10 protein-coding genes are annotated in these 8,240 nt (G+C 64.6%); 4 read left to right on the forward strand and 6 right to left on the reverse strand.

The window, feature by feature from the left end; genetic code table 11:
- Positions 1 to 120: 120 nt before the first annotated feature.
- From bfr to AC0L21_RS17175, 3 genes are all read right to left on the reverse strand, one after another.
- Positions 121 to 609 carry a bacterioferritin gene (gene bfr, locus AC0L21_RS17165; RefSeq protein ID WP_473250382.1) on the reverse strand — a complete coding sequence of 163 codons (489 nt, stop codon included), beginning with the start codon at positions 607 to 609 and terminating at the stop codon, positions 121 to 123.
- 133 nt (positions 610 to 742) lie between these two features.
- Positions 743 to 1,015 carry a (2Fe-2S)-binding protein gene (locus tag AC0L21_RS17170; protein WP_473263002.1) on the reverse strand — a complete coding sequence of 91 codons (273 nt, stop codon included), beginning with the start codon at positions 1,013 to 1,015 and terminating at the stop codon, positions 743 to 745.
- Between the two features lie 161 nt (positions 1,016 to 1,176).
- Positions 1,177 to 1,476: a hypothetical protein gene (locus tag AC0L21_RS17175; RefSeq protein ID WP_473263003.1), complete on the reverse strand. Its 300-nt coding sequence runs from the start codon at positions 1,474 to 1,476 to the stop codon at positions 1,177 to 1,179.
- Between the two features lie 135 nt (positions 1,477 to 1,611).
- Here AC0L21_RS17175 and AC0L21_RS17180 point away from each other — a divergent pair, with 135 nt between their 5' ends.
- Positions 1,612 to 1,956 (forward strand): hypothetical protein, encoded by a 345-nt coding sequence (locus AC0L21_RS17180; RefSeq protein ID WP_247358544.1) that lies wholly within the window; start codon positions 1,612 to 1,614, stop codon positions 1,954 to 1,956.
- Positions 1,957 to 2,168: 212 nt separating this feature from the next.
- The gene (locus AC0L21_RS17185) at positions 2,169 to 2,453 is read left to right on the forward strand and encodes a hypothetical protein (RefSeq protein WP_007613695.1); all 285 of its coding nucleotides are present in this window, start codon (positions 2,169 to 2,171) and stop codon (positions 2,451 to 2,453) included.
- Between the two features lie 89 nt (positions 2,454 to 2,542).
- Here the strand turns inward: AC0L21_RS17185 and AC0L21_RS17190 are convergent, their stop codons facing one another.
- Together AC0L21_RS17190 and ettA are read right to left on the reverse strand one after the other, a co-directional pair.
- On the reverse strand, positions 2,543 to 3,769 hold the full coding sequence (locus tag AC0L21_RS17190) for a lytic murein transglycosylase (RefSeq protein ID WP_473263004.1): 1,227 nt from the start codon (positions 3,767 to 3,769) through the stop codon (positions 2,543 to 2,545).
- A gap of 7 nt (positions 3,770 to 3,776) precedes the next feature.
- Positions 3,777 to 5,426 (reverse strand): energy-dependent translational throttle protein EttA, encoded by a 1,650-nt coding sequence (gene ettA / locus AC0L21_RS17195; protein ID WP_473263005.1) that lies wholly within the window; start codon positions 5,424 to 5,426, stop codon positions 3,777 to 3,779.
- Positions 5,427 to 5,658: 232 nt separating this feature from the next.
- Here ettA and AC0L21_RS17200 point away from each other — a divergent pair, with 232 nt between their 5' ends.
- Positions 5,659 to 5,874 (forward strand): hypothetical protein, encoded by a 216-nt coding sequence (locus AC0L21_RS17200; protein ID WP_027519710.1) that lies wholly within the window; start codon positions 5,659 to 5,661, stop codon positions 5,872 to 5,874.
- 104 nt (positions 5,875 to 5,978) lie between these two features.
- Positions 5,979 to 6,941, forward strand: a complete 963-nt coding sequence (locus AC0L21_RS17205; RefSeq protein WP_473263006.1) for a D-2-hydroxyacid dehydrogenase family protein — start codon at positions 5,979 to 5,981, stop codon at positions 6,939 to 6,941.
- 4 nt (positions 6,942 to 6,945) lie between these two features.
- On the opposite strand, the gene AC0L21_RS17210 is transcribed toward AC0L21_RS17205, so the two are convergent.
- Positions 6,946 to 7,914, reverse strand: a complete 969-nt coding sequence (locus tag AC0L21_RS17210; protein ID WP_473263007.1) for an NAD-dependent epimerase/dehydratase family protein — start codon at positions 7,912 to 7,914, stop codon at positions 6,946 to 6,948.
- Positions 7,915 to 8,240: the final 326 nt, after the last annotated feature.

Below are 8,240 nucleotides of genomic sequence, written 5' to 3' on the forward strand. Positions count from 1 at the left end.
AACCGCACACGGGCGTCATGCCCGGGCTTGTCCCGGGCATCCACGTTTTCGTTGCGGGGTAGCACGTGGATGGCCGGGACAAGCCCGGCCATGACGAATGGAGAGTGCGGAGTAAGGGACCTAATGTCCCTCGCCCTCGAGCCCGCCAACGTGCTTCTGAGTATAGAGCTCGAGGCCGATGCGGCCGATCAGGTCGAGCTGGGTCTCGAGGAAGTCGATGTGGTGCTCCTCGTCGCTCATCAGCTTCTCGAACAGGTCGCGCGTTACGTAGTCCTTGACGCTGTGGCAGTAGGCCGCCGCTTCCTGGTAGAGCGCCCGCGCGCTCATCTCGGCGGCGAGATCGCACTCGATGATCTCCTTGACGTTCTGGCCGATACGCAAGGGATCGAGCACCTGCATGTTCGGGAAGCCGTCGAAGAACAGGATCCGCTCCGTGAGCTTGTCGGCGTGCTCCATCTCCTCGATGGACTCCTTGCGCCAGACCTTGGACATGTCCCGCAGGCCCCAATTGTCGAGGAAGCGGTAGTGGAGCCAGTACTGGTTGATCGCAGTCAGCTCGTGACGCAGTGCCTTGTTGAGATAATCGATAACTTTTGCGTCGCCCTGCATGGTTCACTCCAGCTCTTGCAGTCCAAATCGGCCGTAAACCGAATTTAGAACGCTTCTAAATGAGTTCGAAGACTGGAGCAACCGGCTACGGGGACGCAGCCGGGGAAAAGCTCAGTCAGGGTGGCGGAAGATTTCAGCAGGCCGCGAGGGCGAACTCGGCCGGCTGGGCCGTCTCGTCATTGGCCGCCACAGTGTCGTTGTGCGGGCAGCCGGAGCAGCAGGAGGAGGCACAGGGGCCAAGCGCTTCGTCGATAATGGTCTTGATCGTCCGGGCGCAGCGGCCGCATTCGGCGCTACAGCCGAGACATCCATAGACCTGCTTGGCATGGCGCAAGGCGTCGTCGGACTCGGCGACGGCGGCGCGGATGTCGTCATCGCTCAGCACGTTACAGGAACAAACGATCATGGAAGCGGCAGGCCCTTTGGTGATGCGCCATCATCGATATTTAAGGGGCCGGCCGGATGCAAAAGGAAAAAGCGGAATTTGAAGCTATTCCAAACTAGCCCGGAAACAGCCTAGAACGGCTCTAAAATAGAGCTTTGCGCTGGATCAAGATTGCGGCGGATCTAGTCGCCGCCGCCGCCTCCACCATCGCCGCCGCCACCGCAATCTCCGCCACTACTGCCGCTATCGCTGCTGGAACAGCTGCCGCCGTCGGTCGAGCTGCCGGAACTATCGCTGGAAAACCAGCTCCCCCAAGAGAAGCCGTCGCTCGTGCCCGTGGAGGTGTCGCCATCGCTATTGCCGGTGGCCCCGGCGCGGGAGCGCCGCTGGCCGCGGTTCTGGAGATGGGTGATCCAGCCGTAGCCGATCGCGGAGACGATCCCGGCAGCGATCAATGCATTTATCATCGCGTTACCCATCATCGCCCTCCCCTGGCTGGGCTGCGGTCCATGTTAATTGGTCGTCCGCGGCAAAGGTGCCGTTCATTGATCATTCAATCGAAATATGGAACTTTACCCCCAAAGAGTTCCCGCGTGTTTTGCTCGAAAGGTCAGTCCATGAAGAAGTCGCTCCTGGCAATCGCTGCCGTCGCCGCTGTGGCCCTTAGCGCCGCTACACCAGCCCAGGCGCAACGCGGCGTTGCCGCGGGCGTGGCCGCCGGCATCATCGGCGGCGCCATTGTCGGTGGGGCGCTGGCCTCTCCGTACTATTACGGGCCCGGCCCTGGCCCCGGCTACGCATATGGTCCGGGATATAGCCCGGGCTACTATCCGCCGCGCTACTACGCGCCGGGCCCGGGCTACGTCGCCGACGACTATTACGGCAACGGCTGCGTCTGGCAGAAGCAGCGCTTCTGGGACGGTTATGCCTGGCGCGTCCGCCGCGCCAGAGTCTGTGGCTGAAGTCGCCCCAAGCCGGTTCATTCCAGATGCGCCGTTCATCTAGGGGCCTGAAAAAGACCGCTTTTTCTCGTCACAGCTCCGTGTGCGTTTACTGCGGATTGACCATTTGCGCGCTTCCTAGCTGCAAGGCCAATTCCATCAGAGTCTGCGTGAACCTTTGAACCCCGGGGGCTCCTAACAAGGAGCATCCATCTCTCAGGAGAGCCAAGAGTATGAAGAAGACTTTAGTTGCCGCCCTTACGGTTGCGACGATCGCCGGTTCGCTGGTGACCGCCACGCCGTCCGCCCAGGCCCATGACGGCGTCGGCGTCGGCATCGCAGCCGGCCTGATCGGCGGCGCGATCGTCGGCGGCGCCATCGCATCGAGCCGTCCCGCCTATGGTGGACCGGTTTACGTGGCCGAGCCCGGCCCGCCGCCGCCGCCCTGCTATTGGCAGCGCCAGCGCTACTGGGACGGCTACGGCTGGACCGTCCGCCCGGTTCGCGTTTGCTACTGATCTGATCGCACGGCGCTCATGAGCGCCGCGATCGAAGCCCGGCCGAGCACCTCGGCCGGGCTTTTTCTTTGGCGAAGAGCTGCGGCTCGCTATCGTGCCGCCTGGATCGAGTGCAGCACCTCTTCGCTCGGCCAGCAATCGACCTTGAGGCCTGCCGACTTCTGGTAGGCGCCGAGCGCAGCGCGCGTCTGCATGCCGGCCTTGCCGTCGATCTTGTCCTTGTAGAGCCCGACGCGCGTGAGCCCCCGCTGCATCGCCTCGACGTCCCTGGTCCGCAATTGCTTCGAGGCAGACCACGGCGTCGCGAACGGCTGCGGGCTCGTCATGCGGTCGGCGAGATGGCCAACGAACAGCACGTAGAGATCGGAGAAATTGTATTCCTTGATGACGAAGTAGTTCTTCGTGGTCAGGAAGGACGGGCCGTAGATGCCTTCCGGCTGCAACAGCGAGGCCGACTGTGCCTGCTCGGCGGCAGTGAGCCTTTGTCCACGCACCGGCACGAAGCCTTCGCGCAGCCACTGGCCGATCGGCTTCGTCACCTCGGGCACGCTGGCGGTGCAATCGACCTTGGCCGGTGCCTGCACCTCGTAAGCCCAGCGTACGCCGCTCTGCCAGCCCTTGTTGACGAGCTGCTGCGCGGCGGAGGCCAGCGCATCCGGCACCGAATGCCAGATGTCGATGCGGCCGTCGTGGTCGAAATCGACGCCGTGCTTGTAATATTCGGACGGCAGGAACTGCGTGAGCCCGGTCGCACCGGCCCAGGACGAGCGCATGTCCTTGCGTGTCACCACACCGTCGCCGAGAATCTTCAGCGAGAGGATGAACTCGTTGCGGTAGGTGTCCTTGCGGCGGCCGACATAGGCCTGCGTCGCCAGCACGCGCACGAGATCGTAAGGCAACGTGTAGCGGCCGTAGTCGGTCTCGCGGCCCCAGATCGCCAGCATGACGGTTGCCGGCACGCCGGAGCTTTTCTCGATCTCTGTCAGCGCGGAACGGTATTTTTGCAGCAGCCGCTGCCCCTCGGCGGCGAGCCGCGCGATCGAGGCTTCCCTGACATAGTCTGCCGGCACCTGCACGAACTCAGCCTGCGACGGCGCACCGGTCGCTGGCCGCCCCGGCAGGATCAGATCCGGCAGCTTGTAATCCGGCTCGAGGCCGCGCGTCTCTCGCTCGAACGTCGCGCGCGACACGCCGGCGGCCTCCGCCTCCGGCCAGAGCGAGGCGATGAACTGCGTAAAGGCGGCGTCGGCGGCGCGGGCGGGCGACAGGCCGCAGGTGATAGCGATCACCGCCGCTATGAGCGCCCGCCGCATCATGCCGAGATCACCGCGTCAGCTTCTTGTACTTCACGCGATGCGGAATGATGCTGTCCTGGCCGAGCCGGCGCATCTTGTCCTTCTCGTAGTCCTGGAAGTTGCCCTCGAACCATTCCACATGGCTGTCGCCTTCGAAGGCCAGGATGTGGGTCGCGATGCGGTCGAGGAACCAGCGATCATGGCTGATGATGACGGCGCAGCCGGCGAAATCCTCCAGCGCCTCTTCGAGCGCACGCAGCGTGTCGACGTCGAGGTCGTTGGTCGGCTCGTCGAGCAGCAGAACGTTGGCGCCGGATTTCAGCATTTTCGCAAGGTGCACGCGGTTGCGTTCGCCGCCGGAAAGCGCGCCGACTTTCTTCTGCTGGTCGGCGCCCTTGAAGTTGAACGACGAACAATAGCCGCGTGAATTGACTTCCCTCTTGCCGAGCAGGATCAGCTCGTTGCCGCCGGAGATCTCCTCCCACACATTCTTGCTGCCGTCGAGCGCGTCGCGCGACTGGTCGACGTAACCGAGATGAACGCTCTCCCCGACCGTGATGGTGCCCTTGTCCGGCTGTTCCTGCTTTGTGATCATCCTGAACAGCGTGGTCTTGCCGGCGCCGTTGGCGCCGATCACGCCGACGATACCGCCGGGCGGCAGCTTGAAAGTGAGATCGTCGATCAGCATGCGATCGCCGAAACCTTTGCTGAGCCCTTCGAAGTCGACCACGTTCTGACCTAGGCGCTCGGCCACCGGAATCGTGATCTGCGCGGTCTGTGTCTGCTTTTCGCTCGCCTGCTTCAGCAGTTCGTCATAGCGCTGATAGCGCGCCTTGGATTTGGCCTGGCGGGCTTTCGGCGAGGACGCGATCCATTCCTGCTCGCGGGCCAGCGTCTTCTGATGCGCAGCGTCCTCGCGGCCCTCCTGCTCGAGCCGCTTCTGCTTCTGCTGCAGCCAGGACGAGTAATTGCCCTCGTAGGGGATGCCCTTGCCGCGATCGAGCTCGAGGATCCAGCTCGTGACGTTGTCGAGGAAGTAGCGGTCATGGGTGACGATCAGGATCGCGCCGGGATAGTTGCGCAGATGGCCTTCCAGCCACGACACCGACTCTGCGTCGAGATGGTTGGTCGGTTCGTCAAGCAGTAGGAGCTCGGGCTGGTCGAGCAGCAGCTTGCACAGCGCGACGCGGCGGCGCTCACCGCCAGAGAGTTTCGACACGTCGGCATCATCGGGCGGACAGCGCAGCGCGTCCATGGCCTGGTCGACCTTGCTGTCGAGATCCCAGAGGCCCTGGGCCTCGATCTCGTCCTGCAGCTTGGTCATCTCGTCGGCGGTCTCCTCGGAGTAGTTCATCGCCAGTTCGTTGTAGCGATCGAGGATAGCCTTCTGCTTGGCGACGCCCAGCATGACGTTCTCGCGCACGCTCAATGATGGATCGAGATGCGGCTCCTGCTCGAGATAGCCGACGCGGGCGCCCTGGGCGACCCAGGCCTCGCCGTTATACTCCTTGTCGAGGCCGGCCATGATCTTGAGCAGCGTCGACTTGCCCGAGCCGTTGACACCGAGCACGCCGATCTTGGCGTCCGGGTAGAAGCTCAGATGGATGTTGTCGAGCACCTTCCGGGTCGGGTAGCTCTTGGTCAGGCCCTGCATGAAATAGATGAACTGGCGCGCCATCGGTCCCGAAAACCTTCGATTTGAGGAAATTTGCTTGCCGCCGATGTAGCGATCCCGCCCCCAAAGGGCAATGTTTTCCCTCCGTTCACCACGGATGAATACGGGCCGGACACCATCCCGCCGCCGATCCGGACAATTGAAACCATCTTTTAATAAATCAGGCCAAAGCTCGGTTTCGCGCGGAAACAGCGCCACCCGCTCAGAATGAACGGGAGCACAGCGAGACAGCGTCATGGCCATGATCGAGACCCATTCCCTTCCCGTTCCGGCGGAAGCCGGCAGCGCCTCCGCATTTGCCTCGGAGATCAAGGGCTTCTGGAAGCGCTTCTTTGCCACCGCTTTCAACCCGTACCGGCCCGAACTGCATTACATGCGCGGCCCCGGCCCCGCCTGGCGCGCCAAGCACGGCATGAATGCGCCGTTCCGGCTCAAGCCCCGCGACCTCTGAGCCTTTATCACCTGTCGGATTTTTGAAGACGCGAACGGCTTGCGCACGGTCCTGATTGCGCGCAACCATGGCCTGGTTCCACCTCTCGCCATGGAAGAACGCTGATGACGCGGCTGCGCTGTGCAATTCTCGACGACTATTTCAACCTCGCCCTCGACGTCGCGGATTGGCAAAGCCTGTCCGACCGCATCGACGTCACCGTGTTCAGCCATCCCTTCGCCTCCGAGCAGGCTGCGGCGAGCGCGCTGGCCGACTTCGAGATCGTCTGCGCGATGCGCGAACGCACCGCGTTCCCAAAGAGCCTGTTCGAGAGCCTGCCGAAGCTGAAGCTGCTGCTGACCTCAGGCATGCGCAACGCCTCGATCGACATGGAGGCCGCCAAGGCGCGTGGCGTCATCATCGGCGGCACGCAATATTCACGCGATCCGACCGCGCCCCTCGCCATGGGCCTGATCCTGGAATTGACCCGCGGCATCGGCCGCGAGAACGCGCGCATGCATGCGGGCGAGCCCTGGCAGGCCTTTGCCGGTGTCGAGATCGAAGGATTGACGCTCGGCGTCGTCGGGCTTGGCAAGCTCGGCAGCAAGATGGCGGGCATTGCGAAGGCGTTCGGAATGAACGTGATCGCCTGGAGCCCGAACCTGACCCCGGAGAAGTGCAAGGACGCCGGCGTCGGCTACGCCACCAAGGAGGAGCTGTTCGCCAAGGCCGATATCGTCAGCATCCATGTGGTGCTGAGCGAGCGCTCGCGTGGGCTGGTCGGGGCTGCCGATCTCGCGCGGATGAAGCCGACGGCCTTCCTCGTCAACACCGCGCGCGGGCCGATCGTGGACGAGCAGGCGCTGCTCGAGGCGTTGCAGCAGAAGAGGATTGCAGGCGCCGGCATCGACGTGTTCTCGGTCGAGCCGCTGCCGACGGACCATCCCTTCCGCAAGCTCGACAATCTCGTGCTGACGCCGCATCTCGGCTACGCCACCGAGGACGGCTTGCGCATCCATTACGGCCAGATGGTCGAGGCGATCGACGCCTTCACCAAGGGCGGCGAGCTGCCGCGGAAGCTGGCCTGAAGCCTCAGGCCGCCGAGCGGTGGCTGGTGGGCTGCCGTGCCGCGTCGGCAAAGCCGTCGCGCCAGGAAGCATGCGCCGGCAGCCAGCCGAGCTCGCGCTTGGCCTTGCCGTTTGAGGCTCCACGCACCTCCGTCATCATCGCCACCATATGCTCGCCCGCAAGCAGGCGGCCGAGCCAGGCGGGAATGTGACGCGGCGGCTTGGCACCGAGGAGTTCGGCCAGCGCGGGCAACCAATCCTTCACCTGCGCCGGATGATCGTCGACGATATTGTAGATGCTGCCGGCGCGCCCGCGTTCGAGCGCGGCACGCGTGGCAGAGGCGGCATCTTCGGTGTGAATGAACGACCACGTGCCGCCGCCATCGCCGATCACCGGCACACGCCGGTGGCGCAGTTGGTCGATCATCGCCGGCGAGAGCGTGCCGGTGTCAGGTCCATAGAAGAATCCATAGCGCAGCACGATGCCCTCCGGCGTCGTCGAAGCGGTGACGCTTCGCTCCAGATAACGGATTGCCTCAAGCGTGCGTCGCAGCTCTCGCGGCGGATTCGAGTCCAGCTCATCGGTCTCGGTCTTCACCGTTCCCCCGGCGCGACTGAAGGTCCAGCCGCAGAAGCTTTGCGCGATGAAGCGCCTGGCGCCGGCCTCGCGTGCGGCATTCAGCAGAATGTCGGTTCCGCGGGTGCGAAGCTCGTTGGTTCGCGCGAAGGCCCGATCGAAATGCCGGAGGTCCGTGGCGGCCGCGAGATCTGTCATCTGATGGACGACTGCGTCGGGCTTTGCCGCAATCAGCGCAGCCCGCATGCTGCCGGCATCGAGGCCGTCGGCCACGACCGGCTCCGCACCCAATCGCCGCACAAGCTCTGTTTTTGCCGCACTCCGTGTCGTGCCGATCACGGAATGACCCGCGGCGACCAGCGCCGGAACAAGATACTGACCGACCGCGCCGGTCGCGCCCGCAACAAAGATGCGCATCCTGTGCTCCTCAATTCGTTGCAATCCTCCCGGACGTAGTCGAGGCGCGGAGCGGTTCAAGCAGGGCATGCGCATACGCAAGCGAGACATGCGCGCATGCGTCAAATGATGACGGGGGGGGGGGGGGGGGGGGGCGGGCGGGGGGGGGGAAAAATATTTTGGTGAAATATTTTTGTGGGGGGGGGGGGGGGGGGGGGGGGGGGGGGGGCGGGGGGGGGGCCCCCCCCGGGGGGGGGGCCCCCCCCGGGGGGGGGGGGCGGGGGGGGGCGCGGCGGGGGGGGGGGGGCGGGGGGGGGGGGGGGGGGGGGGGGGGGGCAGCGGGGGGG

This window comes from Bradyrhizobium sp. WSM4873 (genome assembly GCF_055811355.1).